Origin of the sequence: Nitrospirillum pindoramense (assembly GCF_007827955.1) — a bacterium.
Lineage (GTDB): Bacteria > Pseudomonadota > Alphaproteobacteria > Azospirillales > Azospirillaceae > Nitrospirillum > Nitrospirillum amazonense_B.
This window is the reverse complement of sequence record NZ_VITR01000010.1, coordinates 132,940-158,854: the sequence shown is the minus strand read 5'-3', so window position 1 is coordinate 158,854 and position 25,915 is coordinate 132,940. Positions and strand designations below refer to the sequence as shown.

Sequence of the window (25,915 nt, the reverse complement as noted above, 5' to 3'; positions counted from 1 at the left end):
CCATCCACACCCATCACCGGAGGCCCCCATGGCCTGGTTTCTTTCCGCCCGCCGTCTCGCGGCGGCGTTGCCCCTGTTTTGCCTGCTGTCGGTAACCGCCGGTTCGTCCATCGCGGCGGACGACACCACCCCTTTCGTTCCGCGTTTCGACAAGGATGACCGCTTGGCCTTCCCTGACGGGTACCGCGAATGGGTCTATGTCACCACCGGCCTGGACATGTCCTATGGACCCGCCCGAAGCATGGGCCATTCCATGTTCGACAACGTCTTCGTGAACCGTGAGGCCTACCTCGCCTTCAAGCAAACCGGCACCTGGCCGGAGAAGACGACCTTCGTGCTAGAGGTGCGCGGCGCGGCGGACAAAGGCTCTATCAACAAGAACGGCCATTTCCAGACATCGGAGGTCATGGGGCTGGAGGTCCATGTGAAGGACACCGCGCGCTTTCATGACGACGGCTGGGGCTTTTACTCCTTCGCGGCGGCCGATACGACGCCGGCGCCGGCCGAGCAATTGCCCGTGGAGCAAAGCTGCTACAGCTGTCATCGGGAGCACGGCGCCGTGGACACGACCTTCGTCCAGTTCTACCCGACCCTCCACCCCATCGCCGCCGCCAAGCACACCTTCAGTGCGGCCTACCTGTCCGAAAGTAAGCAGGGCGGACCGTGACGTCTCCCGGCTGGGCGATCTTCTGGGCTGGGAGGGGCTGCCGCACCGCAATTGTGATATATTCTGACATCCTTGCATTGCTGTTCTAACCCGGATGGATTATCAGTGCCCTACGGCAGTTGAAAAAAGCACGGTCATGAACTCTGGCCTGATGTCCCCGACCCGTTCGGCTTTATCCAATATCCCAGATGATCGCGCGTCGGGGGCCGCGACCCCACCCCGCGCCACCGCCCGGCCGTTGGCCGGGGTGCGGGAACGGCTGATCGACCATGGCCATACCCTGTTGGCCCAGGGCGGCCTGAAGGCCCTCAGCGTCCGTAATCTGGCCGCCGCCGCCGGTCTCTCCGCCAGCGCCGTCCCCTATCACCTGGGGGACAAGGACAGCCTGACCCAGACCGTCTTCCAGGCGGCGGTGGAGCGGGACCGGCAGACCTGGGTGCAGTTCCACGAGTCCGTCGGGCGGGAAGGCATGCCCCTGGCGGCCTTGGCGGAGGCGCTGGTGGTGCAGGCGCTGGATCTGTCCTTCCGGCAGGGTGCCATCGAGTTGGTGTGGTATGAGCTGATCCATCAGGCCCGCCACACCCCCGCGCTGCGCCCCATCCTGGCCGCGTGGTATGAGGAACGGAAGGCGCGCAACCGGGACCTGTTCGCCCTGGCCGGCCTGCCGGCCCATGTGGCCGACATCATGACCCATTACCTGGTGGGGGACCGTTCCACCCTGCTGGTGGCCGGTGGCGCCTCGGGCTTCGCCCTGTCGGTGGCGGAGAACGTCCGTTACCTGTGCGATCCGCAGGGTGACAGCGGCCTATGGCATGAGCGCCTGCGCCGCCCGGCATGCAGGGCGCAGGACGGCGTGGACGCTTGGGGTGAGACCGAGCGGCGCATCGCCGTCGCCGCCGTCGCCATCATCATCGACCAGGGCGTGGCCGCGGTCACCCACCGCGCTGTGGCGCAACGGGCGGGCGTCTCCCTATCCTCCACCACCTATCATTTCCGCTGTCGTGCCGACATCATCCGCCGCGCCTTCCAGTTGATCCATGAGGATCTGCGGCGGGAGGTTCCAGCGACCCACCGCGAGCCCCCGCCCCTGTGCGTCTTTCTGCGGGCCGTGGCGGAGCATATGCTGGTGCCGCTTGACGGGGACCGCATCGCCGGGCGCAACGCCACCTACGCCATGGGCGACTTCGCGCTGGAGGCCTGCCGCGACACACCGCTGGTCCCGCTATACTTGGCCTTCCGCCAGGATCGGGGATCACGTATCCGCGCGGCCCTCGACCATGTGGTGGGCTGCCAATCCTCGCTTTCCCCATTCCAGGCGCAGATCGTCTCCACCTGGCTGCAGGGCCGCGCCCAGATCCTTAATGCCCTGGACGCGCCGCCCGACGTGGACGGCTATGCTGGTGAGTTGATCGTCCTGCTGCGCTATCTGCAACCGGCCATGCCCAGGATCTGAGGCGTCTCCCCGGGGGTCAGAAACTCAGGCGTCGCAGATGGCGGCCGGCCAGCACCCAGGCGCGGGCCGCGACCAGTTGCTCGCCCGCCAGCACCTGGCGCAGGTGGACCACCCGGCGCTGGTGATGCCGGCTCTCCAACACCGTGTAGATGTGGGTGTGGACGCCATGGCGGCGGTGCACCACGGCATAGGTGCGGGCGACGCAGTCAGATACGCCTGGCAGGGGCGTGCGTTCCTCGCGCAGCGGGTGAACGCTGTCGCCAGGCCCCGTGACGATGCCGGGGGCGATCGCCAGAGTGGGCTGATCTTCTTCCGGTGACGTAACGACATTGGAAAGGCTTACGGGGAAGGCGGCGGGTATATGCACGGCGTATCCACTCCAGACGGACGGAACCGGCCATGCGACCATACGCTGCGACCCACTTGGTTGCCGCCGCGCGGGATCAATCCCGGGGCCGCCACATCTCCGCGTGCGCTGCGGAAACCACCTTGCCTGGGTTGGCAGGTTGGTGCGGGACGCCGGCCCCGCTCCTGATGCAACAATGACGGCGTCTTCACCGTCGGATATTGGATACTATCACTGGTCAGGCTTGGCAATCCGACAATTGGGCATGGCTGGCCCAGCGTTCCGGATTCCAATGGGGGACCAGAACCAGGGCGCGGCCGGTGGCGACGGTCTCACCCGCTCCCCCGGTCGCATGGACACGGCACACCGTGGCCAAGTCCACCAGCCGCTTGTCGGGCCGCAACCGGGTGATGGTCACCGTGGCATCGAGCGGCGCATCCAGCGGCACTCGGCGCCAGAACACCGTTTCCTGTTTCAGGTAGTTGGTGCCCGGCCCCGGCAGCCGCACCCCCAACAGGAAGGAAAGCAGGCTGAGCACCAGCGGCTCCCGCAGGCGGTGGCCGGTCAGCCGCTCATAGAGGCCAAGATCCGCGTCGGTGTAGAGGCGGGTGACGCTGGCGGTGGAACCGCCCAGCGGGTCGGTCCAGCCATCGTCGGGGACCAGTGGCGCCAGGGTCGCCACCCCCTCGCACACGGCTTGCCCATCGGCCTGGCGCTGGGTCAGAAGTCGGACGCGGCTGTCGTCCTGCGGGTCGGCACGGAAGATCAGCGCCTCGCCAGCATAGGCCGGGGCGGGAAAGGTCACCGCCAGCCGGGCCAGCGGCAGGCCGGGCCGCGCGTCGGACGCCAGCCCGCGCAGCAGCGCGCACAGCAAGGCGCCATGCGCCACGGTGCGCCCGAAGCGGGTGCGGGCGGCGTGGCCGGCGTCCAGATGAATGGGGTTGTCGTCGCCCGACAGGCGGGCGAAGGCGGCGAAATCATCCTGGGTCAGGACGCGATCCACCCGGGTAGGCCCCGACGGCACGCTCACGACGCCAAATCCAGGCCCTGCGGCAGCGGCGCCCTCAGCCGATGCTTTTGGATTTTCCCGGCGGCGGTGCGGGGAAAGTCGTCCACCAGGACGAAATGGCGCGGCACCTTGTAGCCGGCCAGCAGGGCGCGGCAATGGCGCGCCAGGCTCTCCACATCGGTGCCGGGCTGGACGCGGACATGGGCCTGTCCCACCTCCCCCCACACTGCATCCGGCACGGCCACCACCGCGACCTCCACCACGCCGGGATGCCGCAGCAGCGCGTTCTCCACCTCCACCGGATAGACGTTTTCCCCGCCTGAAATGAACATCTCCTTCAAGCGGCCGGCGGGATAGTAAAAGCCGTCATCGTCCTGGCGCACGAGATCGCCGGTGCGCAGCCAGCCGTCGTCTGAAAAGGCCGCGGCCGTCGCCGCGGGCTGGCGCCAGTAGCCGGGGGTGACGGCGGCGCCCTTCACCCACAGCTCCCCCACCTGCCCGGGGGGCACGTCCCGCCCTTGCGCGTCCACCACGCGCACCCGGCACAGGATCTGCGGCTTGCCGATGGAACCCACCTTGGCCTCGGCGCCGGCCGGGTCGTTCAGGAACAGGGTGGGCCCCGTTTCCGTCATGCCCATGCCGTTGCAGACATAAGCGCCCCGATCGACGAAGCGGCGCGCCAGCGCGTCCTCCAACGGCGCGCCGCCGCAGGCCCAACGCCGTACCCCGCCCAGGTCCGTGGTGGCGAACCGGGGATGCATCGCCAACTGTCGGTAGACGGCGGGAACACCGAAGAAGGTGGTGATGCGGCCATCGGCGATGAGGTCCAGCACGGCATCGGCGTCGAACCCCGGCCGCACCAGCACCTCGCCCCCCGCCATCAGCAGCGGCAGGGTGTGCAGGTTGATGCCGGCGGTGTGGAACAGCGGCAGGTAGTTCAGGGTGCGGTCGCTTTCCGCCAAATCCACGCCCTGGCGCAGGTTCACGTAGTTCGCCATGGCCATGCCATAGGTGTAAAGCACGGCCTTGGGCTCCCCCGTCGTGCCAGAGGTGTAGAGCAGGTACCAGACGTCGTCGGCGGGCCAAACATCCCGCGCCGACAGGGGCCGGTGCGCCCCCACCCGCGCATCGAAGCCGTCGTCAAGGTTGAGGCACGGCACGTCGCCCGGCAGGGTCGCCGCCGTGGCGCCATCTTCCGCCCCATGGAACAGCAGGCGGGGCTGGCAATCCGCCATCACCCCGATCAATTCCGCCGCCGGCATGCGCCAATTCAGCGGCACCAGGATGCAGCCCAGTTTGGCGCAGGCGAACAGCAGCACGAAAAAGGCGGGACGGTTGCGGCACAGCACCGCCACGCGGTCACCGGGTTCGATACCCAAGGCCGCCAGCAGGCCGGCGGCGCGGGCGGCGCGATCGTCCAGACCGGCATAGGTCAGGCTGTCGCTGGTGGTGAGATCCACCAGGGCCACGCGGTCAGGCGACAGCCGGGCGCGTTGCGCCGTCAGGTCGAACAGATCCCACATGATGCGGCGCGGCGCGCCCCGCTCCCTTGTTGTTCCGGTTACGCAATGGTCCCGTCAACGCAAGGCATGTCACATCAGGGCTTCAGCCCCCGGGCGATGAAATCGGCGGCCTCGGCCGCGATTTCCGCCGCCGGGCGGTCGTCGCCCCAGACGGCGTAGCGCTGGCCGATGAAGACGCTGATGCCGATCAAGGCCCAGGCCCGCACCTCCACATCGCCCTCGCGTATCTCCCCCCGCTTCTTGGCCGACTCCAGATTGTTGATATAGCCGTCGGCGAACACCTGATAGTAGCGCCGGTAGGCGTCCTCGGCAACGAACTGCGCCTCCATCACGATGCGATAGAGATTGCGGTGGGCGCGCACGAACTCGATGAAGGCTTCCAGGCCCACCCGCTCGGCCGTGAGGCGGTCGGGCGCCTGGGCCACCCGTTCGGCGATCCAGCGCCGGGTCAGCGCCCCCATGTCCTCCACCAGCGCCCGGAACAGCGATTCCTTGCTGTCGAAGTAGGTGTAGAAGGTGCCCAATGCCACGGCGGCCCGTTGGGTGATGCCGCTGACCGACGCCTCGTGAAAGCCGCGCTCGCCAAATTCCAGGGCGGCCGCGTCCAGCAGCTTGCGCAACGTGCGCTTGCCCCGCTCCGTACGCGGGGCCTTGTCGCCGCCCGCCGCCTCCGCCGTTGGCATATCGGTTTCCCGTCCGTCCATTCCGTCCCGCGTCAGGGCGTCATCCTCGCTAGCGTCCGTAACCTGCCCTACTTCGTCCCGCCCCACCGTGTCCCGTCCCATTGCACCCCGCGATTGCACCATGGCCCACCTCCCTCTCTTGTTTTTCATAACTTGAACGTTGACTCAACTTTCATCTTACGGCAAGCATGTCGGCGGGAGGATGGTCCGCCGGCACGCTCGTGTCGGTGGATACCACGAAGCGCGGGAAACACCGATGCACGAACTGGGGCGACAGGCCGGGGCCCGGCCACGCGGGGGGGACGCATGCCCGCTGACACCGGCTGACGGCGGCCTCATGGCCTACCGCCTGGCGGGTCAGGGGCGCCCCCTGGTGCTGCTGCACGGCTGGGCCACGCATGGCGGATTCTTTGCCCCGCAGGTCGCCGGCTTGGCCGGTTCGTTCCAGGTGCTGGCCCCTGACCTGCCCGGCCACGGCGCCACCCCCGCCCCCCGGCCCACGGTGACGGGCCAGGCGGAGGCGCTGCGCGCCTTGCTGGCCGCCCTGGACCTGCGCGGCGCCGTGCTGGTCGGCTGGTCCATGGGGGCCATGGTGGCCTGGCGCGCCTTGTTGGACGGTATGACCGACCGGGTGGCGGCTCTGGTGGTTGTGGACATGAGCCCGCGCCTGTGCAATGGCGCCGGCTGGCCCTGGGGACTGCGCGGGGCCGTTCAGGCGCGGGGGGGCCAGGCGGCGCGCCTGCTGGCCGCCGACTGGGTCGCCTTCGCCCCGCGCATCGCCCGCCGCATCTTCGCCGCCGGCACCCCGCGCACCGACCTGCGCCATTGGGCGGAGGCGGAGATCGCGGCCTGCGATGCCGACGCCATGGCCGCGCTGTGGCTGGACCTTCTGGTCCAGGACTTTCGCGCGGACCTGAGCAGTTTGCGGCTGCCCATGCTGGTCCTGCGGGGCGCCCTGAGCCAGCTTTACCCCGCCGGCACGGCGGACTGGCTGGTGGCGGCGCTGCCCCAGGCGCGGCAGGTCACTTTCGCCGCCTCCGGCCACGCCCCGCATTTGGAGGAGCCGCAACGCTTCAACGAGATCATCGCCGGCTTCGCCGCCGGCCTGCCGCCCTGACAGGCTGGTCCTGGCAGGCTGGCCCTGACTGGTTGGAACCGGCGGGAAACGGCGATCAACGAAGGAAAGAACGGGAGGGTAAGGACATGGGCAAGGCTGCAGATTGGACGCTGGGGCGGATGCTGAAGGGGATGTCGCGGGCCTCGGTCGCGGGCCTGGTCATGGGGAATGTCGCATGGGCGCAAGGGGCGGCGGCGCAAGCGGTCACCCCCGCCCCGGAGGACGACACGATACAGGAGGTGGTGGTGACGGCTCGCCGCCGGGCGGAAAACCTGAAGGACGTGCCGGTGGCGGTCACCGCCATTTCCGCCGACCAGTTGCAGGCCCAGGGCTCGGTCAACCTGACCGACCTGGAATACAAGTCACCCAACACCACGGTGCAGGTGGCGCGCGGCTCCAACTCCACCCTCATCGCCTTCATCCGCGGCGTGGGCCAACAGGACCCGCTGTGGGGCTTTGAGCCCGGCGTCGGCCTGTATGTCGACGACGTCTATATCGCCCGACCGCAAGGTGCGGTGCTGGACATTTATGACGTCAGCCGTATCGAGGTGCTGCGCGGGCCGCAGGGCACGCTGTACGGCCGCAACACCATCGGCGGCGCCATCAAGTACGTGACCCGCGACATGACCGACCAGCCCACCGCCAACGCCCGGGTGGAGATCGGCAGCTATAACGAGCACAACGTCATCCTGTCCGGCAGCACGCCGCTCAGCGAGAAGTTCGCCATCGGCGGCGCCGTCGCCATCTACCGCCATGACGGCTACGGCCACAACCTATACACCGGCGCCGACCAGTATAATAAGGACGTGGTGGCTGGCCGCATCAGCGCGGAGTTCAAGCCCACCGAAACATTCACCATCAAGGTGGCGGCCGACCAGACCAACGACATGTCGAACGCCAAGAGCGGCCACCGCGAGACGGCGACACCGGCCGGCACTCCGCCCCTGGCCGACGTCTATGACACCATGGCCGGTGTCGGCGACCATAACTTCGTGACCAACCGGGGCCTATCGCTGACGGCGGAATGGCAGGTGTCGGACCAGTGGCTGTTCAAGGCCATTAGCGCCTACCGGGACGGCTACACCCAGACCAACATCGACTTCGACAACCTGCCCCAGCCCTATCTGGACGTGCCCGCCCAGTACAAGGACCACCAGTTCAGCCAGGAGGTCCAGGCCGTCTACACCGGTGAGCGGCTGCAGGGTGTGGCCGGCATCTATTACATGGATGCCACGGCGGCCGGCGCCTTCGACACCGACGTGCAGAACCTGGGTCTCAGCATCCTGACGTCCGGTTCGGTCAAGACCAAGAGCATCGCCGGCTTCACCGACCTCAGCTATGACATCACCGACGACCTGAAGGTCTCGCTGGGCGGCCGCTACACCAACGACGACAAGACGGGCAGCGTCTACCGCGCCTATTACCTGGGCATCCGCAGCCCGGCGTTCGGCGGCAAGCAGCAGGCCCCCTTCTCCATCCGCACCAACTACACCAACGACCGCGGCTTCGGCGAGTTCACGCCCCGCGCCAGCGTCAGCTATAAGCTGACGCCGGATATGACCGGCTATGTTTCCTACTCCAAAGGCTTCAAGTCCGGCGGTTTTGACATGCGCGGCGACGCCGTGCTGACCCCCGACACGGTCAAGGGCTACAACCCCGAGACGGTCAACAGCTATGAGGTGGGCCTGAAGGGGGACTATCTGGACCGGCGCCTGACCCTGAACCTGGCCGGTTTCTACGCCGACTACAGCGGGCAGCAGGTGACGACCCAGGTGCCGACCGCCACCGGCATCGCCAGCTTCGTCGACAACGCCGGTGCCAGCCACATCTATGGCCTGGAGTTGGAGGCCGTGGCCAAGCTGACCCGCGAGCTGACGGCCCAGGCCAATGTCGGCTACACCCTGGCGCAGTTCGACAAGTTCCTGTCCTACGACCTGGCCAGCAAGCAATACGTGGACGTGGCCAACACCCGCGGCTTCCAAAACACGCCCAAATGGACCACCGGCTTCACCCTGTCCTACCTGCTGCCCTTCGATGACAAGAGCACCCTGAACTCCTCCGCCAGCGTGTCGTACCGCAGCTTCACCCAGCTGTACGACACTGCCAGCATCCTGGACCAGCCAGGCTACACCTTGCTGGACCTGAATTTCATCTGGACCTCCGCCGATGATCACTGGCAGGTGGGCCTGCATGCCAAGAACCTGACGGACGAGCGGTACCGTGTGGGTGGCTACCCCTTCGGCGGCGCCACCTATGCCAATTCCTTCGCCGCCTATTACGGCCCGCCGCGCACCATCACCGGCACGGTTGGCCTGCATTTCTGATACCGGCGCGTCCGGCGCCTGGGCGGGCGGGATTCAGATCAGCGGTTCCGCCCGCCCCCACTATGCTAGAGACCAGCCAGGATCACCCATGAGCGAGAGCACGATGACCGAGACCGCCGCCCCTCCTCCGTCACCGGTTCTGGCCCCGGCCCTGGTCCGGCCGGCATACCGCGCCCTGGTGATGGCGGCGCTGTTCGTGGTCTACACCCTGAATTTCGTGGACCGTCAGATCCTCAGCATCCTGGCCGTGCCCATCAAGACGGAGCTGGGCCTGACCGACACCCAGTTGGGCTGGCTGGGCGGGCCGGCCTTCGCCCTGTTCTACACCTTCCTCGCCATTCCCATCGCCCGATTGGCCGACCGCATGAGCCGGGTGCGCATCATGGCCGTGTCGCTGGCGCTGTGGAGCGGCTTCACGGCACTCACCGGCCAGGTGGGCCTGTTCTGGCAATTGTTCCTGTGCCGCATGGGCGTGGGCGTGGGGGAGGCCGGCGGCGTGGCTCCCGCCTATTCCCTGATCAGCGACTATTTCCCCAAGCAGCAGCGCGCCCGCGCCCTGGCCGTCTATTCCTTCGGCATCCCTTTCGGCAGCGCCCTGGGCATCCTGCTGGGCGGCTACATCGCCACAGCGGTGAACTGGCGCCTGGCCTTCACCGTCTGCGGCATCGCTGGCCTAGTCATGACGCCGATCTTCCTGCTGACGGTGCGTGAGCCGGCGCGCGGCGCGTTCGACGCCGTGAAGAACGCGGGCAGCCCGGTGCCGTTACGGGCCGTTCTGGCCATCCTGGGCACCAAGCCGTCGTTCTGGCTGCTGTCCGCCGGGGCCGCCTCCTGCTCCGTCCTGGGGTATGGGCTGGCGTTCTGGATGCCGTCCTTCCTGGGCCGCATGCACGGCATGGCGCTGACGGACGTCTCGCTGCTGCTGGGCGGCGGCACCCTGGTGGCGGGAACGCTGGGCATCTGGGCGGGCGGCGCCCTGGCCGACCGGTTGGGCGGCCGCGCCAAGGCGGCCTATCCCCTGGTGCCGGCCGTGGCCTTCCTGATCGCGGTGCCGCTCTACGCCCTGGGCTTCCTGGCCAAGGAGCTGTGGCTGGTGGCGGCGCTATGCACCCTGCCCTTGGCCCTGGGCCTCGCCTGGCTGGGCCCCATCATCGCCGCCGTGCAGCATGTGGTGCCGCCGGCCATGCGGGCCACCGCCTCGGCCATCTTCCTGTTCATCAACAACCTGGTGGGCATCGGCTTCGGCATCTTCTTTTTCGGCCGCCTGTCCGACGCCCTCAAGCCCCACTTCGGCGCCGAGGCCCTGCGCTATTCCATGCTGATCGGCCTGGGCTTCTACCTGTTGAGCGCCCTGTTCTTCATCTTTTCCAGCCGCCGCCTGGAACGGGATTGGGAGGGGTGAAGTCCAGTGAGTTGCGAGTAAGGGCTACGTGCCTTACAATGTGGGAATTCCCCACGGGAGGGATTTTTCCCCATGTCCATCGAACTGACGGTAACAGCCAAGGGCCAAGTCACCCTGCGTCAGGAGGTCCTGGCTCACTTAGGCATAGGGCCAGGCGACAAGGTCGTGGTCGATCTATTGCCGGATGGCCGGGTCCAGGTCCATGCCAAACCGGGCCTAGCCATAACGGAGCTGTTCGGTGCGCTGAAACGGCCCGGCCAGCCCGTCCTTACCATTGACGAGATGAATGAAGCGATCGCGGCCGGTTGGGCTGGCGAACGATGAAGATTACAGTCGACACCAACATTCTCGTCCGCGTTTTCATTGAAGATGACCCCGAACAGGCGACGCAGGCGCGGGCCTTATTGGTCAAAGCGACGCGGATCGTCATTCCCCTGCCCGCAGTCTGTGAGGCGGTATGGGTATTACGACGCGCGTATCGCCTCTCCACATCCGATATAGCGGATCAGTTGGAACGCCTGCTTCTTGTAGACGCGATCGTCATCGATAGGCAGGCGCTGATGGCGGGCATCGCGTTTTTACGTACCGGGGGCGACTTCGCCGATGGGGTCATCGCGACCGATGGCCGGGACAAGGGTGGTGAAGTGTTTGTTTCGTTTGATCGTGGCGCCGTCAATCGCTGGCGGCGCATGGGCGGGAACGCTTCCGAACCCGCCCTTCTGCTGTCCGCCGGCTGATCACTCCGCCAGTTGCGCCTCACGCTGGCGGGCGGAGTTGCGCATGCCATAGGCGAAGTAGATGGCCAGGCCCAGCACGCTCCACGCGCCGAAGCGGATCCAGTTGCTGAGGCCCAGGGAGATCATCAGCGCCACGCAGATCACGGCGCCGACGACGGCCACCACCGGCAGGTAGGGCACGCGGAAGGGGCGCGGGCGGTGCGGGTCGCGCACGCGCAGCACCAGGGTGGCGACGCAGACCAGGGCGAAGGCCATCAGCGTGCCCAGGGACACCAGGTCGCCCAGCACGTCCAGGGGGGCGATGCCGCCGATGATGGCGGCGGCCAGGGTCACCCACAGCGTCGCCTGCCACGGCACATGGTGTTCCGGGTTGACCGAGGCGAAGGACGGCGGCATCAGGCCGTCGCGCGCCATGGCGTAGAAGATGCGGATCTGGCCGTAGTTGCAGATGAGGATGGCGGAGCCCAGGCCCAGGATGGCGGCCAGGTTGATGATCATGCCCAGCCAGGCCAGGGCCGGCCCGGCATGATGGATAGCGATGAAGATGGCCTCGGGCGCGTCCAGCATGGTGTAGGGCGCCAGCCCGGTCATGACCAGGCCCACCACCACGTACAGGGTCACACAGACGGCCAGGCCGCCCAGGATGCCGCGCGGCACCGTGCGCTGGGGCGACCGCGCCTCCTGCGCCGCAGTGGAAACGGCGTCAAAGCCGATATAGGCGAAGAACAGGGTGCCGGCCGCGCGGAACACGCCGGACCAGCCGAAGGCGCCGTCGCCCGTGTTCGCCGGAATGAAGGGGTGCCAGTTGGCGGTGTCGACGTAGAAGATGCCCACCACCGCGAACAGCACCATGGCGCCGACCTTGATGGCCACGGAGATGTTGTTGAAGCGCGCCGTTTCCTTGATGCCCAGGCTGAGGATCACGCCGCACAGGGCGATGATGAACACGGCCGGCCCGTTGATGAAGGCCCCGGTCCACTCGAAACCCTTCTCATCCGAATAGGACAAGGGGGCCGACGCCAGGTTGGTGGGGAGATGCACCCCCCATTGCTCCAGGAAGGCGTTGAGATAACCGGAGAAACCCACGGCCACGGCCGACCCGCTGATCATGTATTCCAGCACCAGGTTCCAGCCGACCAGCCAGGCCACCATTTCACCCAGCGTGGCGTAGGTATAGCTGTAGGCGCTGCCCGCGACGGGGATGACGGTGGCCAGTTCGGCGAAGCACAGCCCGGCGAACAGGCAGGCCAGGGCGGCGAAGGCGAAGGAGATGGCGACGGCCGGGCCGGCGTGGGTGGCGGCCTGCGATCCGGTCATGACGAAGATGCCGGCCCCCACCGTGCACCCCACGCCCGCCAGGATCAAATCCAATGTTCCCAGGCCGCGCGTCAGCTTCGCGGCGCCGTGCTTCCCCTCACCGGCCGCGATGAGCGCATCGACCGGCTTGACCGTCCATAACCCCATACCCGTCCCTTTCCCCATTCGCGCCAATCAGGTGGGCCGCACGTCCGGGGCCCTGTCCTATCCATTATTCCCGTCCTAGCACGTTCCGGGACGCCCGTCCCAGCCCGGGCCCTGAACGCGATCAAATTTTTAATCCACGCCTTCATCCTCCGGTGATGGGTATTGGCGCAGCACCGCCTCGATGACGAAATTCTGGCCGGTATAGACATGCTCGTACAGCAACTGGGCCGCCTTCTCGCCATCGCCGGCGATCAGGGCGGCCAGCACTGGCTGGCTGCCGGCCCGGTAGGCCGCCGCCCCCTCCGACTGGGGGATGCCCATGAACAGGGGGCGCTGCCCGCGCTCGTACAGGTTCCGCAGGATCTGGTGCAGGCGCGGGTTGCCCGAGGCCTCGGCGATGGTCTCGTGGAAATCCTGATCGGCTTCCAGGATCTTGCGATGCTGGTCGGGGTCGTCCGGTTCCACCGTGATGGTGGTGGCCCGCACCAGCCGGCGGACATGCGCCGTGGTCAGCCGCCCCGCCGCCAGCCGCCCGGCCATGGGCTCCAGCGCCAAGCGGATCTGGAAGCAGTGCATGATGTCTTCGGGCGTGATGGGCGCCACGGTGAAGCCGCTGCGCGCCCGTGCCGCCATCAGCCCCTCCTGGCACAGGCGGGCCAGGGCCGTGCGCACGGGCGCCTTGCCGAAGCCCAGCCGCTCGGCCAGCAGGGCCTCACTGACCCGCTGCCCGGGCGTCAGGCGGCAGAGCATGATGTCGGCGCGCAGGGCCTGGTAGGCCCGTTCGCTCAGGCGTTCCTCAGTGGTGGTCAAGGTCCGCTCCCCTCCCGCTCATACCGCCCCGGTGCCGCCCCTCTTACTCGAACGCCAGCCCCGCGCCCAGGTCCCCGTTCACCACCAGGGCCTTGGCGGCGGCGATGTCGGGGGCGAAGTAGCGGTCCTGGTCGTAGGCCGGCACCACGGCGCGCAGCTTGGCACGGGCCGCCTCCAATGCTTCCGAGGTCCTCAGCGGCAGATGGAACTCCAGGCCCTGGATGGCGGCCAGCGCCTCGATGCCGACGATGCCGGCGGCGTTGTCGGCCATGTCGATCAGGCGGCGGGCCGCCCAGGTGGCCATGGAGACGTGGTCCTCCTGGTTGGCGGAGGTGGGAATGCTGTCCACCGAGGCCGGATGGGCCAGACCCTTGTTCTCGCTGGCCAGGGCCGCCGCCGTGACGTGGGCGATCATGAAGCCGGAATTGATGCCGCCGTCCTTCACCAGGAAGGCTGGCAGGCCACCATTGTGGTGCGGGTCCACCAGCATGGCGATGCGGCGTTCCGACAGGTTGCCGATCTCCGCCAGGGCCAGGGCGATCTGGTCGGCGGCGAAGGCCACCGGCTCGGCATGGAAGTTGCCGCCGGACAGGATGTCGCCGGTATCGGGGAAGACCAGGGGGTTGTCGGTGACGGCGTTGGCCTCGATCAGCAGGGTACCCGCCGCCATGCGTAACTGGTCCAGGCAGGCGCCCATGACCTGCGGCTGGCAGCGCAGGCAATAGGGGTCCTGCACCCGCTCGCAATCCAGGTGGCTGGCGCGCACGGCGCTGCCGTCCAGCAGGCGGCGATAGGTGGCGGCGGTGTCGATCTGGCCCTTCTGGCCGCGCAGTTCATGGATGCGGGCGTCGAACGGCGTGTCGCTGCCCCGCGCCGCGTCCACCGACAGGGCGCCGGCGGTCAGAGCCGCCTGGAACACCCGCTCCGCCGCGAACAAGCCGTTCAGGGCCAGGGCGGTCGACACCTGGGTGCCGTTCAGCAGCGCCAGGCCCTCCTTGGGGCCAAGCTCCATGGGCACCAGCCCCGCCCGCTTGATGCCTTCGGCGGCGGGCAGGATCTGGCCGTCCACCCGCACCTCGCCCACGCCCAGCAGCGGCGCCACCAGATGGGCCAACGGCGCCAGGTCGCCCGAGGCGCCGACGGAGCCCTTGGACGGGATGCAGGGGTAGACGCCATGGTTGGCCAGGGCCACCAGCGCCCGGATGACGCTGCCGCGCACGCCGGAATAGCCGCGCGCCAGGCTGGAAATCTTGAGCACCAGGATCAGGCGGACGATGGCGTCGTCCAGCAGCGGGCCGGTGCCCACCGCGTGGCTCAGCACCAGGTTGCGCTGAAGCTGAGACAGTTGGTCATTGCCGATACGGGTCTTGGCCAGCAGGCCGAAGCCGGTGTTGATGCCGTAAGCCGTGTGGCCGGCGGCCATGACGGCGTCCACCGTGGCGGCGGACTTCTCCGCGTGCGTCAGGGTGGCGTCGTCCACCAGCAGGCGGACGGGCCCGGCCAGGGTGGCGCGCAGGTCAGCCAGGGTCAGGTGGCCGGGGACCAGGGTGAGGGTGTGCATGGCACGAGAACTCCCGAGGAAAAACAAAATGCTATGAGGCTATCTTCAGGCGCCGGCGTAATGCTGGGCGGCGGAGGACAGAAAGGTTTCGATCATGGAACGAAGCACCGGGCGCAGCCTGCCGCAGCGGTTCCTGTCCAGCGCCGGCACCAGGCCGGGAGCCAGGTGGGTGTCCTGCGACAGCTCCAGTTGCAGGGCGTGGACATGCGCCGCCGGCCGGCCGTAGTGGCGGGTGATGTGCCCACCTTTGAACCTGCCGTTCAGCACGGCGCTATAGCCGCTGGACTGCGCCACGCCGAATACCGCGTCGGCGAAACTGCCGGCGCAGGAGGCCCCGGCGTTGCTGCCCAGGTTCAGGTCGGGCAGCCGGCCGTCGAACAGGCGCGGCACCTCCGCCGCGATGGAATGCGCGTCCCACAGCAGGGCGTAGCCGTGCTGCGCCTTCAGCCGGTCCAGTTCCGCCGACAGTTGGGCGTGATAGGGCTGCCAACAGGTGGCGACGCGGACGGCCTTTTCGTCATCGTCGGGCCCCTGCCCCGGCAGATACAAGGGCGTGCCGTCGAACATCACCTCCGGGATCAGGCCGGTGCCCGCCTGGCCGGGATAGAGGTTGGCGTCATCCGCCGGCCGGTTCAGATCCACGACATAGCGGCTGTAGCCCGCCACCAGGGTGGAGGCGCCAATCGCGTCCGCGAAGTCGTACAGCGCGTCGACATGCCAGTCGGTGTCGACCAGGGCATGCGCCTCCGGCACCAGGCGGGGGGCGATATCGCCCGGCACCTGGATGCCGACATGGGGGAAGGAGATCAGCAGCGGCGCCGTCCCCTGCCGGAAGGTGAACACCGGCGCCGTCATTTGCCGACCATGGGGCCAACCATAGGCGCATCCAGATCATGGCGGTGGGCGCAGTCGATGGCCAAGTGGTGACCTGTCAGAAGGCGCCGGTCATGGTCCGGCCAGTACGGTTCCTCCAGGCGCTCACCATTGGGTGTTGTGGCCACATCGCGGTTCCAGCCGCCGGGCGGCTGGGACAGGCCGATGAATAGGGTGCGCGTGTTGACACCGCGCGGCGGAAGGGGGGAGCCCATTGACATGCCTCTTGCCTGCTTCGCCGGCTGGCGGCCATCGATAGCCGCCAGTTGATCACCGGAACTGCCAATTTCGGTGGCCAGGACGACGATACGGGCCCATCCTAGCGGCGGATTGATCGATCGTAAAGACTTGTCGGATAATCTGACCTGTCAGGAATCCTTAAGAGGCGTGCCCCCATCCCCCGCTGATCATCGCGCCACCGCCCAGCGGCGGGAACCCCTATGGGTGAACGCCAACCCGACCACCATGGCGGCGGAGGCGGCAACGCCTTACGGTGGCGCCGAAAATGGCACCCTGGCGGTCAAAGACGGCCGAAGCTCCTGGATTGGCCGCCCTGCGGAGCTTCCCGGCCGGCCGGAGACCCTGGCGGTGCAGGTGTGGGATGCCGGCGGTCGGTGGATCACGCCGAGCTTGATCAGCCGCCACGCCCACCTGGTGTTCGGCGGTGGGCGGGTGACGGAATTTGAATTGCGCCTGGACGGTGCCAGTTATTCTGAAATTTCACGGGCTGGCGGCGGCATCGCCCACACGGTGCGACGACGCGCCCTACAGCCTGGCCGCCCGCCGGAATGGGCTTATTGGCTGGACGGCAACGCCTGTGCGAGGCGTGTGCGGGCGGGGTGTCCTGTCCAGGACTGGTGCCGGCCGCGTAAAGCCAGACGCAGCCGGCACCAGCTGAGTCTGTCCATGAGCAGCTTCGCGCCCAAAGGGGATCTCACCTTTGGCCGATCTGCCCTAACGGGCGTCCGACATCGCCAGCAGGCAGGCGAGGAAGTTGGCGGCGTCCTCCGCCTCATCCAGGAAATCGGCGCCGATGACGCGCCGTTCCGTATCTACCCGGCGGACGACGACGGGGAACAGCGCCACGCCGTTGGTGAGCTCACTGTGGATGCTGACCGTCAGCGTTTGACCCGGCGCCAGGGTGTCGACACCCCCCCGCAGTTGCAGGCCGACACCCTTGACCGACCAGTCGACCAGGCGCGCCGGTTCGCGACCCACGCGGAGAGGATAGGCCTCGCCGGGCTGGCGCACGGCTTTACGACGGTCGTTTGACTGAGGGGAGATGGTGCTGGTCATAGTGCCATTCTACCACAATCACAGGGGCCCCACTCAAAGGGCCCCACTCAAAGGGCTAGGGACTCGGCGGACAGGTTCTTGGCGCCGCGGAAGTCAGCGTTGCGAATGTCGGCCTCGCGCAGGTCGGTCATGGTCAGGATCGCATCCGTCAGGCTGGCGCCCGCCAGGATGGCGTTGCGCAAATTGCCCTGGGTCAGGTCCCCATCCTCCAGCCGCGCGGCGGTCAGGTCGGCGCCGGCCAGGTTCACCCGCACCATGCGCGCCTTGTTGAAATTGGTTGGCCAGGCGTGGCCGTTGCGCAAATCCATGGGGCATGCCACGGCGTTGGCCAGGTTGGCCTCGTTGAGGCTGGCGCGCTCCAGGCAGGCGCCGCGCAGATCGGCTCCGGCCAGGTCCGCGTGGCGCAGGTCCGCCATGGACAGATCAGCCATGGCCAGTACCGTGCCGCTGAGCTTCGCTCCCTTCAGGTTCGCCTGCTTGAGGATGGCGGCCGACAGGTTCAGGTTGGACAGGTCCTGGCCGCTGAGGTCGAGCGCCGAGAGGTCGGCCCGCTGCCCCTTGCCGCCGTTGCTCAAGATCCACAGGCGGTGACGGCGCAAGGTTTCGCCGATGGTGCCCGCGATATCGTCCAGGCGCCGCACCAGGTCGGCCCCCGTCAGGTTGGCCATGGACAAGTCCACGTCGTCCAGCAACGCGCCCAGCAGGCTGGCCTTGGACAGGTTGGTGCTGCGAAGCAGGGCGCGGGTCAGCACGGCCCCGTCCAGCTTGGTGCCGCTGAGGTTGGCCTCCGACAGGTCCGCCCCTTCCAGGTTGCAACCGGTGAGGTCGGACCCGCTGAGATCCGCCCGGATGAAGACGGCGCCCCGCAGGTCCGTATCCCGCAAGTCCGTCTGCATGACGAAGGCGTTGGAGAGCTTGGCGTGGCTGAGGTCGGCCCGCGTCATGGACGCCTCTGCCAGTTCGGCGGAGGCGTTGCCCTGGACGTTGGGTGTCAATTCCCCGTTCTTGCTGCGCATGAGATGGCCATCCCGCAGGTCGGCCTCCACCATCATCACCCGCTGCATGCTGGCGCCCCTGAAGGCGGCGCCGCGCAGGTCGGCACGGACCAGGTTGGCCCGTTCCAGCGTGGCGCGCCGCAGATCGGCCCCGAACAGACAGGCGGAGCGTAGATCGGCATCCGATAGGTCGGCCTCGCTGAGGCGGGCACCCGTCAGGTCGGCATCCGCCAGAACCCGGCCCCGCAGCACCGCGTGCGACAGGTCGCAGAACTTGAGGCAGGCCCGCGCCCCGCCCCGCTGACCTTGCAGGTAGCGAAGATGCAGGGTCAGCGCCTGCTCGATCTCCGCGGCCGACAGGCGCCGATATCCAATGTCCAGGCTGTCGAGGTCGGCCTTGTGGCTCATATCGGTCTCAGGCTCTTTGATTCATAAACGCGTCGCTTATGGTGATAGCCTGTGATCGTTAATAAAAGGTCTTTAAGCCCGACTTGGTCGGCCAGAGATGAAAAAAATAAAGGCGGCGCCGAAAGGTGTGGTCGCTTTCTTTTTTCTCCTTTTTATTCGGAAGGTGGCAGGCTGGCTTTATCACCGTTTGTCAGAATTGCCGCGGCCCCCATGCCATAAAAGGTAACGGCGGGACCGAGGGCCCCGCCGTCTTATTCAAACATCCTTGCCATCGACCGCTTCTGCCGACCGCCAGCCTTCTGCCTGGGGGAAAGTCCAGGCTTAGGCCAGATGCGTTTCCAGCGCCGCGTTCTTCACCGCCTTCTGCAGCTTTTCGAACGCCCGCACCTCGATCTGGCGCACACGCTCGCGGCTGATGCCGAACTCCTGCGACAGATCCTCAAGCGTCGTCGGGTCGTCGCGCAGGCGGCGTTCGGCCAGGATGCGACGCTCGCGGTCGTTCAGGCCCTTCATCGCGCCGGCCAGCAGGGCCTTGCGCTTGCCCAGCTCTTCCCGGTCGGCCAGGCGGATTTCCTGGCTTTCCGTCTCATCGACCAGCCAATCCTGCCACTCGCCCTCCCCATCCACGCGCAGGGGCGCGTTCAGGCTGTGGTCGGGGCTGCCCAGGCGGCGGTTCATGGACACGACGTCCTGTTCCGGCACGTCCAGCTTGGTGGCGATGGCGGTCACCGTCTCGGGCGACAGGTCGCCGTCATCGATGGCCTGCATCTGGCCCTTCAGCTTACGCAGGTTGAAGAACAGCTTCTTCTGCGCGGCCGTCGTGCCCATCTTCACCAGGCTCCAGCTGTGCAGGATGTATTCCTGGATCGCGGCACGGATCCACCACATGGCGTAAGTGGCCAGGCGGAAGCCACGGTCGGGGTCAAAGCGCTTCACCGCCTGCATCATGCCGACGTTGCCTTCGGAGATCAGTTCCGACAGGGGCAGGCCATAGCCGCGGTAGCCCATGGCGATCTTGGCCACCAGGCGAAGGTGGCTGGTCACCAGCTGGTGGGCGGCCGTGCCGTCCTCATGTTCCTGCCAGCGCTTGGCCAGCATGAACTCCTTTTCCGGCTCCAGCATGGGGAAGCGGCGGATTTCCTGGAGATAGCGCGACAGGCTCGATTCCGAGCTGATGGCGGGGATGGCGGGCAAGGTGGCCATGGTCAACAACCTTTCACGGCTAAGGATCCCCGGATATCGGGCGATCCCCCCGGTACCGGATGCTCAATGGAGCCCCCCGGGCGGGGTTGGGGTGACACGTTGATCAGTATACGCTTCAGACGCGCATCCGACCACATTTTAAAATAATTCTAAACTAGAAATCAGCCCTGCGAGATCCGCGGGCAGGTCGCTGGTAAAGGCCAGCATCCCACCGCTCACCGGATGACGGAAGGCGATGTCCTTCGCATGCAACGCTTGGCGACGAAAACCGAGAAGTCCGGCCTGCGCCGCCGACGACGCTTCCTTCAGCCGCGCGCCCAACGCGCCCGTGGGGCGCGCCTTGCCATACAGCGGGTCGCCCACCAGGGGGTGGCCGATCTGGGCCATGTGCACCCGGATCTGGTGGGTGCGGCCGGTGGCCAGCTTGCACTCCACATGGGTGCTCAGCAGGCCGTGCCGCGCCAGGACCCGCCAGCGCGTCAGCGCCGGCTTGCCTCCTTTGCTTACCACAGCCATGCGCTTGCGATCCGTCGGATGGCGGCCGATATTCCCCTCGATTTCGCCCTGGGCTTCCGCCGGCGCGCCCCAGACCACGGCGTGGTAGGTGCGCGACAGGGTGCGGTCGGCGAATTGCGCGGACAGCCCGGTGTGGGCGCGATCGGTCTTGGCCACCACCATCAGGCCGCTGGTGTCCTTGTCCAGCCGGTGGACGATGCCGGGCCGGCGCACGCCGCCGATGCCCGACAGGCGCTCCCCGCAATGGAACAGCAGGGCGTTGACCAGGGTGCCGTCCGGATTGCCGGCGGCGGGATGCACCACCATGCCGGCCGGCTTGTCGATCACCAGCAAATCATCGTCCTCGAAGACGATGGTCAGCGGGATGTCCTGCGCCATCGGCACCGCCGCCTCGGGTGCAGGAACCGAGATGTGGAACACCTGGCCGGGTTTGACCCGGTAGGAGGCGTCGTCTATGGTCTGGCCGCCCGGCTGATCCAGGGTCACGCGGCCTTCGCCGATCAACGCCTGGAGGCGTGAGCGGGTGAGGCTGGCGGTCTCTGGCGCCAGTTGGGCCAGGGCCTTGTCCAGCCGGTCGCGGGCCGCGGTGTCGGGAATGGTGACGGCGAGAAGGGTGCAACCCGTCTCCTCGCCCTCCAGATCCTCATCCTCCGCACCGTCGACCACCGGCGCGCCAAGGTCCAGGCGGTCAGCCCCGCCCTCACCCGCCGCGGCGCCAGGGCGCGCGAAGGCGGTGTCGGCAGGCTGGCCCGGGGCGGCACAGATGGTTGAAGCAAGTGCGGACAATAAAGACCTTCCTCGTCATCATGGGCGTACTGATCGTCGCCGGTTTCACCTTCATCGGGGTGGAGATCTGGCGGCGTGCCACCGACCCCAACCACCCCCGCGCCTTCGGCCGCCATGACGCGGCACCGGGCACGATCACCCTTCCGGCCGCGTCGCCCGAGGCCCTGGCCCCCTTGTTGAAGCTACCCGAAGGCAGCCGCATCGAGGCCATGACCAGCGTGGGCAACCGCCTGGCCGTCCAGGTCGGACTTCCCAATGGGACCCAGCGTATCGTGCTGCTGGAACCCAGCACCGGGAAGGTCCAGATCGCGGTCGTTACTGGAACCACTTCATCAGACACCCCATCTTCTTCAAATGGTGCGTCCGAACCCAACCAGACGATGCGCCCGCAGGTTCCCCGGACGCCGTGATTACGGTCACACCGATGGCCGGCCCACCAGCGTAATCGGTCTACATGACAGAGATTTAATGGCGTCTGTCACGAAGCCGGCGGCGCAATCCCGACCGCCGGTGCTTGCCCAATATTTCAGCGAGGCGTGACAGCACTGCGGATTTCCGCGCTTTTTCGCTTTCATCTCGTGGCCGTGCGGCCCGATCCTCCTCCGTATCACGCAACAAGGCTTAGACGGTCCTCGATGAACTTCATGAGCGACAACGTGGTGGGTGCCGCCCCGGAGATCCTGGCGGCCCTGGCCGCGGCCAACGATGGGGCGCAGCCCTCCTACGGCGCCGATCCCCTGACAGAGCGGGTGAGCCGGGACCTGGCCGAGTTGTTCGAATGCGACGTCACCGTGTTCCCCGTCGCCACCGGCACCGCCGCCAACGCCCTGGCGCTGTCGGTGCTGACCCCGCCCTACGGCGCCGTCTATTGCCATGACGAGGCCCATGTCCAGGTGGACGAATGCGGCGCGCCGGAACTCATGTCCGGCGGCGCCAAGCTGGTCCCCCTGCCCGGCCCCCAGGGTAAGCTGGACCCGCTGGTCCTGGCCGCGAGCTTGAACAAGGCCGGCGCCGGCTTCGTCCACCATGTGCAGCCGGCGGCCCTGACCCTGACCCAGGCGACCGAGGCGGGCACGGTCTACACCCCGGACGAGGTGGCGGCCCTGGCGGACGTGGCGCGGGCGCACAAGCTGCGCATCCACATGGATGGCGCCCGCTTCGCCAACGCCGTCGCCAGCCTGGCCTGCGCGCCCGCCGACATCACCTGGCGCGCCGGTGTGGACGTCCTGTCCTTCGGCGCTACCAAGAACGGCGCCCTGGCGGCGGAAGCGGTGATCTTCTTCGACAAGGCCCTGGCGGAGAGCTTCGCCTATCGCCGCAAGCGCGCCGGCCACCTGTTCTCCAAGATGCGTTTCCTGTCGGCCCAGCTGGACGCCTATCTGACCGACGGCCTCTGGCTGCGCCTCGCCACCCACGCCAACGCCATGGCCACCCGCCTGGCGGCCGGCCTGGACGCCCTGCCGGGCGTGGGCCTGCGCAGCCCGGTGCAGGCCAACGAGGTCTTCGCCATCCTGCCGGAGCCGATGATCGCCGGTCTGGAGGCGGCGGGCTTCCGGTTCTATCGCTGGGACGGTGCCTGCATCCGCCTGGTCACCGCCTGGAACACCGATCCGGCGCATGTGGACGCCTTCGTGGCCACGGCACGGGGATTGGCCGGCATCGTGTGATCAGCGCCGGTAGTCGGCGTCGGAGACCTGCTCCAGCCAGTCCACCACCTTGCCGTCCAGCGCCTCCTGCAGGGCGATGTGGGTCATGGCCGTCGTTGCCGTGGCGCCGTGCCAATGACGCTCCCCCGGGGCGAACCATATGACGTCGCCGGGGCGGATCTCCTCCACCGGGCCGCCGTCGCGCTGCGCCCAGCCCAGGCCGGCGGTCACGATCAGGGTCTGCCCCAACGGATGGGTGTGCCAGGCCGTCCGGGCGCCGGGTTCGAAGGTCACGGTGGCGCCGCGCAAGGTTGCCGGCGCCCCGGCCTGGAACGACTGGTCCAGGCGCACCGTGCCGGTGAAATAGTCCGAGGATCCCCGGGTGGACGGCGTCGCGCCGTTGCGGATGATCTCCATCGTCGCCTGCTCCTGTTGCCCCAACCGCCGACCGGGTGGGCTAGGGAGCAATCTGGGGTGGGCATGGCGCGGCGACTATGCCTGAAAGTCTGCACGGTCCCATGAACGGGACTCATCAGTGGGCCGCGGGACGCCGCCCAATGTTTTATGGCGCGTCCGCGAGGATGCGCGCCGCCTGCGCCGCGGAGATGAAGGCCGCCCGCGCCGCTTCCACCTCCCCCGATCCGTCCAGGGCGGCCAGGCAAGCGGCGGTGGCCGCCTGACGGGCGGGATCGTTCAGGTGAGCTTCGGGCCAACGATAGATCAGCCAATTCGACGCCTCGTCCACCGTGGCGATGGCGCGACGGACGGAGGGGGCTTCCCAGACGGCGATGGGGGTGAAGGGGCGCATGGGCGGCATCCTGCAGCGGAGGGACCAACTGAAAGCACCGCACAACGCTCCACCACAGTGATGGTTCCCCTTCGCGCGCCTGGGGTCTAACCTGGGCAATTCATCGCACGGTGGAGCCCAACAGGGACAAGAATGAACAGTTTCGCGCATAGGATAAATGAGAAATATTACTCCGGCTGTATACCCAGCGCCGAACGTCGCGTTTTCCGATATTTGTCAATCGTCTCCCAGTCGGCGTCGCCACGTTCAATGAAATCTTCCAACGTTATGCCCACGTATCGATCCAATCGCTTGAGGACCGCTTCGCGCTCATCTGCGCTGAGAAGATCCTCCAGCCGTTTGCCTAAATGTACGATGTTATGGCGCAGGCCCCTGTTGGGCGTGTTCTGGTCGCTAGTCAGAAAACGGAAATCGTTCATGATTTGATCATATTCGCTGGGGTCGTGCGCTACGTGACAGGCAATACACTTCTTAGTCTTTTCCATCTTCTCGTAGTTATCAGGGTTGGACAGAAACTCCAGCAGCGTCATCAACTGCATGAACTTGGCAGTGTCGTCGGATGCGGTAAGCGCAGCGCTGTAAAGTCGCAAACCGTGGCGCGCCAGATTCTCGACTTGGCCGCCTTTCGGGTAGTCGTCTAGCTGAAGCGATTCCATGTCTAAGCCCAAACCGACCACTACGACATGGCTGATGATCTGACCGGCTATAATGTAGCTTTCGTGATTGGTCAGCGAATAGAACAGACCTGCTGAGAACCCCTGTTGTTCTAAATATCCGGCCGGTCCGGGCAGAGTGTCGGGGAGGACCATACAACAGTGGTGGAATCGGACCAGATCAAGAACGATCTCAGCTTTAGCTGCCGCCCTTGAAATCATCTCAAGATGTACAGAGTGTGTTTTTGGTCTATATAAGTCTTTCCAATCTATCTCGACTGGTAGTGCCAGTAGAGCTGATCCAAAGAATTCTTGGAGGCTCACTCCGGTCGCGGCGCTCTGCATTAGCGGTAGGTTATCACTATAGGTTCGTTGTAACTCATAAGCTGGATACGAAACTACTCGCAAATCTTCCGGTAGGAAGAAATTAGGGGGGTAAAGTATTAATGTGTCAGACAGGCGCGTTGGCGTCTCAACCAGAACGCGCCCCAACGGCAATAGGCAAAGCGCTTGTCCCATGTCCAACTGGGCTTTAAAAATGATGCGTGGATCGTCCATAGGCACTACTACCTCAGGCGGTTAAATGTCAAAAATACAATCATAAAGGGATTTTATATCCAATTTCTATATATAAATCGGTGTGACTCATTTTTGTGTTGTGACTCCAATCCGCGGGGACGGTGGCGAAGCTGTCGCAGAAACAACTCTTCCTTGGCCGCCGTCACTTTGTTTGAGTGCTACCAAGCCTGGCGGGTTTCTCCAGACGCGTTATCGTAGGCTGCAAGCAGAGGCCGCCCACGACCTCTGGCAGGCCGCGACCGTTACGACGTCGGCGGGGCATGGTGCTTTGGGAACCGGCAGTTTCGGCTTTAGCAATCGAATCCTATGTAATTTCTGAGGCTTAAGCTGCCCTCTAACCCTGATGAACTATTCAGGCTACCGCCCGGCGACCAGGGTGATGGCGATGGACCACATGACCAGGGCGATGGCGCCCTCCAGCACGCGCCAGGCGGCGGGGCGCGCGAAGACAGGGCGCAAGCGGGTGGCGCCATAGCCCAGCGAAAAGAAGAACAGGAAGGAACCGGTGATGGCGCCGGCCGCGAAGGATGCCTGGAAACCGTCGAATTGGGTGGACACGGCCCCCAGCAAAACCACGGTGTCGAGATAGACATGCGGGTTGAGCCAGGTGATGGCCAGGCAGGCCAACAGGGTCTTCGCCAGCCCGTCATCCTCCGCCCGCCCGGCGGCCGTCAGCGCCCCGGTGGCGTGCCAGGCTGACCACAGGCTTTTGGCGCCATACCAGGCGAGGAAGGCGGCACCGGCATACCGCATGGCCGTGTCCAACCAGGGAAGCCAGGCGATCATGGTGCCGAAGCCGGCCACCCCCGCCCCGATCAGCACCGCATCCGACAGGGCACAAGCCAAGCACACCGCGAAGACATGCCGATTGCGCAGGCCCTGGCGCAGCAGGAAGGCGTTCTGCGCCCCGATGGCGACGATGAGACTGAGGCCCATGCTGAGGCCCGCGATGAAGACGGAGAAATTCATGACCAGGAAATCCCGACGTTGCCCGCCCTTGTGATAGCGGGGCCCGTGGAATTAGACTAATTAATGAGACTAATTCTGGTTTAGCGA

26 protein-coding genes and 1 riboswitch are annotated in these 25,915 nt (G+C 66.7%); of the genes, 9 read left to right on the top strand and 17 right to left on the bottom strand.

Features of this window, described 5'->3' with window-relative positions; all coding sequences use genetic code 11:
• Nucleotides 1-28 precede the first annotated feature (28 nt).
• Nucleotides 29-667, top strand: a complete 639-nt coding sequence (locus tag FBZ90_RS17625) for a cytochrome P460 family protein (protein ID WP_145734101.1) — start codon at nucleotides 29-31, stop codon at nucleotides 665-667.
• Nucleotides 668-818: 151 nt separating this feature from the next.
• The gene (locus tag FBZ90_RS17620) at nucleotides 819-2,120 is read left to right on the top strand and encodes a TetR/AcrR family transcriptional regulator (protein WP_186455877.1); all 1,302 of its coding nucleotides are present in this window, start codon (nucleotides 819-821) and stop codon (nucleotides 2,118-2,120) included.
• Between the two features lie 16 nt (nucleotides 2,121-2,136).
• On the opposite strand, the gene FBZ90_RS17615 is transcribed toward FBZ90_RS17620, so the two are convergent.
• The 4 genes from FBZ90_RS17615 to FBZ90_RS17595 all read right to left on the bottom strand — a co-directional run bounded on the left by FBZ90_RS17615 (nucleotide 2,137) and on the right by FBZ90_RS17595 (nucleotide 5,681).
• A complete protein-coding gene (locus tag FBZ90_RS17615; RefSeq protein ID WP_145734097.1) occupies nucleotides 2,137-2,487 on the bottom strand; it encodes a hypothetical protein in 351 nt (116 codons plus the stop codon).
• A gap of 46 nt (nucleotides 2,488-2,533) precedes the next feature.
• A riboswitch (SAM-I-IV-variant riboswitch) is annotated at nucleotides 2,534-2,663 on the bottom strand.
• Between the two features lie 41 nt (nucleotides 2,664-2,704).
• Nucleotides 2,705-3,496 (bottom strand): MaoC/PaaZ C-terminal domain-containing protein, encoded by a 792-nt coding sequence (locus tag FBZ90_RS28150; protein WP_211102132.1) that lies wholly within the window; start codon nucleotides 3,494-3,496, stop codon nucleotides 2,705-2,707.
• Nucleotides 3,493-4,998: an AMP-binding protein gene (locus tag FBZ90_RS17600; RefSeq protein ID WP_145734095.1), complete on the bottom strand. Its 1,506-nt coding sequence runs from the start codon at nucleotides 4,996-4,998 to the stop codon at nucleotides 3,493-3,495. Before FBZ90_RS17600 ends, FBZ90_RS28150 begins: the two co-directional genes overlap by 4 nt.
• A 74-nt stretch (nucleotides 4,999-5,072) precedes the next feature.
• Nucleotides 5,073-5,681: a TetR/AcrR family transcriptional regulator gene (locus FBZ90_RS17595; RefSeq protein WP_186455876.1), complete on the bottom strand. Its 609-nt coding sequence runs from the start codon at nucleotides 5,679-5,681 to the stop codon at nucleotides 5,073-5,075.
• 337 nt (nucleotides 5,682-6,018) lie between these two features.
• Between FBZ90_RS17595 and FBZ90_RS17590 the strand changes: the two genes are divergently transcribed.
• From FBZ90_RS17590 to FBZ90_RS17570, 5 genes are all read left to right on the top strand, one after another.
• The gene (locus FBZ90_RS17590; RefSeq protein WP_186455875.1) at nucleotides 6,019-6,798 is read left to right on the top strand and encodes an alpha/beta fold hydrolase; all 780 of its coding nucleotides are present in this window, start codon (nucleotides 6,019-6,021) and stop codon (nucleotides 6,796-6,798) included.
• A gap of 86 nt (nucleotides 6,799-6,884) precedes the next feature.
• Complete coding sequence (locus tag FBZ90_RS17585; RefSeq protein WP_246130471.1) at nucleotides 6,885-9,122, top strand: TonB-dependent receptor; 2,238 nt, start codon at nucleotides 6,885-6,887, stop codon at nucleotides 9,120-9,122.
• An 88-nt stretch (nucleotides 9,123-9,210) separates the two neighbouring features.
• Nucleotides 9,211-10,524, top strand: coding sequence for a spinster family MFS transporter (locus FBZ90_RS17580; protein WP_211102131.1), 1,314 nt, complete (start codon nucleotides 9,211-9,213; stop codon nucleotides 10,522-10,524).
• Between the two features lie 72 nt (nucleotides 10,525-10,596).
• Nucleotides 10,597-10,848: an AbrB/MazE/SpoVT family DNA-binding domain-containing protein gene (locus tag FBZ90_RS17575; RefSeq protein WP_088874709.1), complete on the top strand. Its 252-nt coding sequence runs from the start codon at nucleotides 10,597-10,599 to the stop codon at nucleotides 10,846-10,848.
• On the top strand, nucleotides 10,845-11,261 hold the full coding sequence (locus FBZ90_RS17570) for a type II toxin-antitoxin system VapC family toxin (protein ID WP_145734089.1): 417 nt from the start codon (nucleotides 10,845-10,847) through the stop codon (nucleotides 11,259-11,261). The genes FBZ90_RS17575 and FBZ90_RS17570 overlap by 4 nt, the downstream gene beginning before the upstream one ends.
• On the opposite strand, the gene FBZ90_RS17565 is transcribed toward FBZ90_RS17570, so the two are convergent.
• The 9 genes from FBZ90_RS17565 to FBZ90_RS17525 form a co-directional block, all read right to left on the bottom strand.
• The gene (locus FBZ90_RS17565) at nucleotides 11,262-12,725 is read right to left on the bottom strand and encodes an APC family permease (protein WP_145734087.1); all 1,464 of its coding nucleotides are present in this window, start codon (nucleotides 12,723-12,725) and stop codon (nucleotides 11,262-11,264) included.
• Between the two features lie 129 nt (nucleotides 12,726-12,854).
• Nucleotides 12,855-13,535 carry a GntR family transcriptional regulator gene (locus FBZ90_RS17560; protein WP_145734086.1) on the bottom strand — a complete coding sequence of 227 codons (681 nt, stop codon included), beginning with the start codon at nucleotides 13,533-13,535 and terminating at the stop codon, nucleotides 12,855-12,857.
• Between the two features lie 43 nt (nucleotides 13,536-13,578).
• Complete coding sequence (hutH, locus tag FBZ90_RS17555) at nucleotides 13,579-15,096, bottom strand: histidine ammonia-lyase (protein ID WP_145734084.1); 1,518 nt, start codon at nucleotides 15,094-15,096, stop codon at nucleotides 13,579-13,581.
• 45 nt (nucleotides 15,097-15,141) lie between these two features.
• On the bottom strand, nucleotides 15,142-15,951 hold the full coding sequence (hutG, locus tag FBZ90_RS17550) for an N-formylglutamate deformylase (RefSeq protein WP_145734083.1): 810 nt from the start codon (nucleotides 15,949-15,951) through the stop codon (nucleotides 15,142-15,144).
• On the bottom strand, nucleotides 15,948-16,184 hold the full coding sequence (locus tag FBZ90_RS17545) for a hypothetical protein (RefSeq protein WP_145734081.1): 237 nt from the start codon (nucleotides 16,182-16,184) through the stop codon (nucleotides 15,948-15,950). Before FBZ90_RS17545 ends, hutG begins: the two co-directional genes overlap by 4 nt.
• 739 nt (nucleotides 16,185-16,923) lie before the next feature.
• Nucleotides 16,924-17,265 (bottom strand): PilZ domain-containing protein, encoded by a 342-nt coding sequence (locus tag FBZ90_RS17540; RefSeq protein WP_145734079.1) that lies wholly within the window; start codon nucleotides 17,263-17,265, stop codon nucleotides 16,924-16,926.
• 47 nt (nucleotides 17,266-17,312) lie between these two features.
• Complete coding sequence (locus FBZ90_RS17535; protein ID WP_145734077.1) at nucleotides 17,313-18,668, bottom strand: pentapeptide repeat-containing protein; 1,356 nt, start codon at nucleotides 18,666-18,668, stop codon at nucleotides 17,313-17,315.
• Between the two features lie 321 nt (nucleotides 18,669-18,989).
• Entirely contained in the window at nucleotides 18,990-19,871 is an 882-nt protein-coding gene (gene rpoH, locus FBZ90_RS17530; protein ID WP_145734075.1) for an RNA polymerase sigma factor RpoH, read from the bottom strand.
• A gap of 138 nt (nucleotides 19,872-20,009) precedes the next feature.
• Nucleotides 20,010-21,173, bottom strand: a complete 1,164-nt coding sequence (locus FBZ90_RS17525; protein WP_420872609.1) for an RluA family pseudouridine synthase — start codon at nucleotides 21,171-21,173, stop codon at nucleotides 20,010-20,012.
• Between FBZ90_RS17525 and FBZ90_RS17520 the strand changes: the two genes are divergently transcribed.
• Both FBZ90_RS17520 and FBZ90_RS17515 read left to right on the top strand, forming a co-directional pair.
• Entirely contained in the window at nucleotides 21,164-21,583 is a 420-nt protein-coding gene (locus tag FBZ90_RS17520) for a hypothetical protein (protein ID WP_145734073.1), read from the top strand. The genes FBZ90_RS17525 and FBZ90_RS17520 overlap by 10 nt on opposite strands.
• Nucleotides 21,584-21,808: 225 nt before the next feature.
• On the top strand, nucleotides 21,809-22,840 hold the full coding sequence (locus FBZ90_RS17515) for a threonine aldolase family protein (protein ID WP_145734071.1): 1,032 nt from the start codon (nucleotides 21,809-21,811) through the stop codon (nucleotides 22,838-22,840).
• On the opposite strand, the gene FBZ90_RS17510 is transcribed toward FBZ90_RS17515, so the two are convergent.
• The 4 genes from FBZ90_RS17510 to FBZ90_RS17495 form a co-directional block, all read right to left on the bottom strand.
• On the bottom strand, nucleotides 22,841-23,236 hold the full coding sequence (locus FBZ90_RS17510) for a (R)-mandelonitrile lyase (protein ID WP_145734069.1): 396 nt from the start codon (nucleotides 23,234-23,236) through the stop codon (nucleotides 22,841-22,843). It abuts the gene before it with no gap.
• 145 nt (nucleotides 23,237-23,381) lie between these two features.
• The gene (locus tag FBZ90_RS17505; RefSeq protein ID WP_186455874.1) at nucleotides 23,382-23,627 is read right to left on the bottom strand and encodes a DUF982 domain-containing protein; all 246 of its coding nucleotides are present in this window, start codon (nucleotides 23,625-23,627) and stop codon (nucleotides 23,382-23,384) included.
• A gap of 167 nt (nucleotides 23,628-23,794) precedes the next feature.
• Nucleotides 23,795-24,838, bottom strand: a complete 1,044-nt coding sequence (locus FBZ90_RS17500) for a hypothetical protein (protein ID WP_145734064.1) — start codon at nucleotides 24,836-24,838, stop codon at nucleotides 23,795-23,797.
• Nucleotides 24,839-25,216: 378 nt separating this feature from the next.
• A complete protein-coding gene (locus tag FBZ90_RS17495) occupies nucleotides 25,217-25,828 on the bottom strand; it encodes a LysE/ArgO family amino acid transporter (RefSeq protein WP_145734062.1) in 612 nt (203 codons plus the stop codon).
• Nucleotides 25,829-25,915: the final 87 nt, after the last annotated feature.

Coding starts and splice junctions, on each gene's coding strand:
- FBZ90_RS17590 (WP_186455875.1), top strand. CDS start 6,019: ATGGCCTACCGCCTGGCGGGTCAGGGGCGCCCCCTGGTGCTGCTGCAC.
- FBZ90_RS17505 (WP_186455874.1), bottom strand. CDS start 23,627: ATGCGCCCCTTCACCCCCATCGCCGTCTGGGAAGCCCCCTCCGTCCGT.
- hutH (WP_145734084.1), bottom strand. CDS start 15,096: ATGCACACCCTCACCCTGGTCCCCGGCCACCTGACCCTGGCTGACCTG.
- FBZ90_RS17500 (WP_145734064.1), bottom strand. CDS start 24,838: ATGGACGATCCACGCATCATTTTTAAAGCCCAGTTGGACATGGGACAA.
- FBZ90_RS17570 (WP_145734089.1), top strand. CDS start 10,845: ATGAAGATTACAGTCGACACCAACATTCTCGTCCGCGTTTTCATTGAA.
- FBZ90_RS17545 (WP_145734081.1), bottom strand. CDS start 16,184: ATGGGCTCCCCCCTTCCGCCGCGCGGTGTCAACACGCGCACCCTATTC.
- FBZ90_RS17620 (WP_186455877.1), top strand. CDS start 819: ATGTCCCCGACCCGTTCGGCTTTATCCAATATCCCAGATGATCGCGCG.
- FBZ90_RS17540 (WP_145734079.1), bottom strand. CDS start 17,265: ATGACCAGCACCATCTCCCCTCAGTCAAACGACCGTCGTAAAGCCGTG.
- FBZ90_RS17565 (WP_145734087.1), bottom strand. CDS start 12,725: ATGGGGTTATGGACGGTCAAGCCGGTCGATGCGCTCATCGCGGCCGGT.
- FBZ90_RS17595 (WP_186455876.1), bottom strand. CDS start 5,681: ATGCCAACGGCGGAGGCGGCGGGCGGCGACAAGGCCCCGCGTACGGAG.
- FBZ90_RS17585 (WP_246130471.1), top strand. CDS start 6,885: ATGGGCAAGGCTGCAGATTGGACGCTGGGGCGGATGCTGAAGGGGATG.
- FBZ90_RS17575 (WP_088874709.1), top strand. CDS start 10,597: ATGTCCATCGAACTGACGGTAACAGCCAAGGGCCAAGTCACCCTGCGT.
- FBZ90_RS17510 (WP_145734069.1), bottom strand. CDS start 23,236: ATGGAGATCATCCGCAACGGCGCGACGCCGTCCACCCGGGGATCCTCG.
- rpoH (WP_145734075.1), bottom strand. CDS start 19,871: ATGGCCACCTTGCCCGCCATCCCCGCCATCAGCTCGGAATCGAGCCTG.
- FBZ90_RS17580 (WP_211102131.1), top strand. CDS start 9,211: ATGAGCGAGAGCACGATGACCGAGACCGCCGCCCCTCCTCCGTCACCG.
- FBZ90_RS17625 (WP_145734101.1), top strand. CDS start 29: ATGGCCTGGTTTCTTTCCGCCCGCCGTCTCGCGGCGGCGTTGCCCCTG.
- FBZ90_RS17515 (WP_145734071.1), top strand. CDS start 21,809: ATGAACTTCATGAGCGACAACGTGGTGGGTGCCGCCCCGGAGATCCTG.
- hutG (WP_145734083.1), bottom strand. CDS start 15,951: ATGACGGCGCCGGTGTTCACCTTCCGGCAGGGGACGGCGCCGCTGCTG.
- FBZ90_RS17600 (WP_145734095.1), bottom strand. CDS start 4,998: ATGTGGGATCTGTTCGACCTGACGGCGCAACGCGCCCGGCTGTCGCCT.
- FBZ90_RS17495 (WP_145734062.1), bottom strand. CDS start 25,828: ATGAATTTCTCCGTCTTCATCGCGGGCCTCAGCATGGGCCTCAGTCTC.
- FBZ90_RS17535 (WP_145734077.1), bottom strand. CDS start 18,668: ATGAGCCACAAGGCCGACCTCGACAGCCTGGACATTGGATATCGGCGC.